The organism is Methylobacterium goesingense, assembly GCF_022179225.1.
Classification (GTDB): Bacteria; Pseudomonadota; Alphaproteobacteria; order Rhizobiales; family Beijerinckiaceae; genus Methylobacterium; species Methylobacterium goesingense.
Window position 1 is genome coordinate 1 of sequence record NZ_BPQL01000245.1, and the last position, 1,651, is coordinate 1,651.

Annotated in this window: 2 protein-coding genes and 1 other RNA gene; 1 reads left to right on the forward strand and 2 read right to left on the reverse strand. The window is 68.6% G+C overall.

All coding sequences use genetic code 11. The annotated features are described in order from the left end of the window. Both dnaX and ffs read right to left on the reverse strand, forming a co-directional pair. Positions 1–897, reverse strand: an 897-nt coding sequence (dnaX, locus tag MFF30_RS25605) for a DNA polymerase III subunit gamma/tau (RefSeq protein WP_238283067.1), incomplete at its 3' end; no start/stop codon positions are given. Positions 898–968: 71 nt separating this feature from the next. Then, an RNA gene (ffs, locus tag MFF30_RS25610) (signal recognition particle sRNA small type) lies at positions 969–1,065 on the reverse strand. Positions 1,066–1,242: 177 nt separating this feature from the next. Here ffs and MFF30_RS25615 point away from each other — a divergent pair. Further along, positions 1,243–1,651 (forward strand): DUF5991 domain-containing protein (locus tag MFF30_RS25615; protein WP_238283068.1); only part of this gene is annotated, 409 nt, incomplete at its 3' end.

The window sequence follows — 1,651 nt, forward strand, 5'->3', positions numbered from 1 at the left end:
GCGCACCTCCGCGAAGGCGGCGGGGATGTCGCCGCGCATTACCGCCTCGAACAGGTCGACGATACGGCCGCGATCGGCCAGCCCCAGCATGTCGCGCACGCTCTGGGCACTCACGATGCCGGCCCCATGCGCGATGGCCTGATCGAGGAGCGAGAGCGCGTCGCGCACCGAACCCTCGGCCGCCCGCGTGATCGCCGCCAGGGCCTCGGCATCGGCCTCCACGGCCTCGGCCGTGCAGATGCGGGCGAGGTGCCCGACCAGGGTCTCGGCCTCGACTCGGCGCAGGTCGAAGCGCTGGCAGCGGGACAGGATCGTCACCGGCACCTTGCGGATCTCGGTGGTGGCGAACACGAATTTCGCGTGCGGCGGAGGCTCCTCCAGCGTCTTCAGAAAGGCGTTGAACGCCTTCTCGGAGAGCATGTGGACTTCGTCGACGATGTAGACCTTGTAGCGCGCCTCCGTTGGCGCATAGCGGATGCCGTCGATGATGCCGCGTACGTCGTCGATGCCGGTATGCGAGGCGGCATCCATCTCCAGCACATCCATGTGCCGGGATTCCATGATCGCCCGACAATGGCGGCCGAGTTCCGGCATCGCGATGGTGGGGCCGGTGTCGGGATGTCCGTCGCGGACATAGTTGAGCCCGCGCGCCAGGATCCGGGCCGTGGTGGTCTTGCCGACGCCGCGCACGCCCGTAAGCATCCAGGCCTGCGGGATGCGGTTGGCCGCGAAGGCGTTGGCCAGGGTGCGCACCATGGCGCCCTGGCCGATCAGATCGTCGAAATTCTGGGGGCGATACTTGCGAGCGAGCACCCGGTAGGGCGTCGCGGCCGGCGCTGGCTCGGGAAGGCCGGGCAGGAACCCGGCATCGCTCGGTAGACCGGAGGTCGCGTCCATGCCGCCTTAGCTGGGTTCGGAGCGGCTCCGGTCGGAGGATGCCGCCACGCGAGCCGAAAGGCATCGATCGAGGTGGGAGGCTGGACGAAGACCCGCTCGGTCTCGTTAGGGCTGCTTCCTTCCGGACCTGACCCGGTTGGCGAGTGAAACGTCCCTCGCCAACCTCCCGAGGGCTATATGGCCGGGGTCCGTCGCGGATGCAAGCCAATGAGGCGACGAACCGAACGCGTGGCACGCGCCGAAGTCGCGGATCGCATCGCAAGATGCCGGAGGGTGCCCGCAAATTGCCCGATCCGGGCGCGAGGTTGGGCGAAACCCACCTGTGAACGGATGAGGAGATGCCGCATGCTGGGACGTTTCGGCCTGAGCCTGCTGGCCTTGTTAGGCCACGGGGCGTTGGCCGCCACCGCCGCGACGGAGGCGGCGCACGCCTGGGCCGGCAGCTATCACTACGAGCATGATGCGGGCCGTACGGTCGGCGGCTCGCCGATCATCGTCACCTATCGGCTCGACATCGCCGCGGGGCGCGGCAACCGGGACTGCCTCCTGCGGATCGAGGGCTTCCAGACCGACGAGACCATCGTGTGCAAGCTGAGCGGCGGGGACGACGCGGTCGCGATCGGTTTCCACACCTTCGGGGATGGGCGAACCGTGAACGCCTACGGCACCCGGCTCTACGATGTCGGAGCGCCGCTGTTCGAGATGCGCCGGGGCGACGGTCGCCTCCTGACGCAGTGGCGGGGCCTCAATCCCA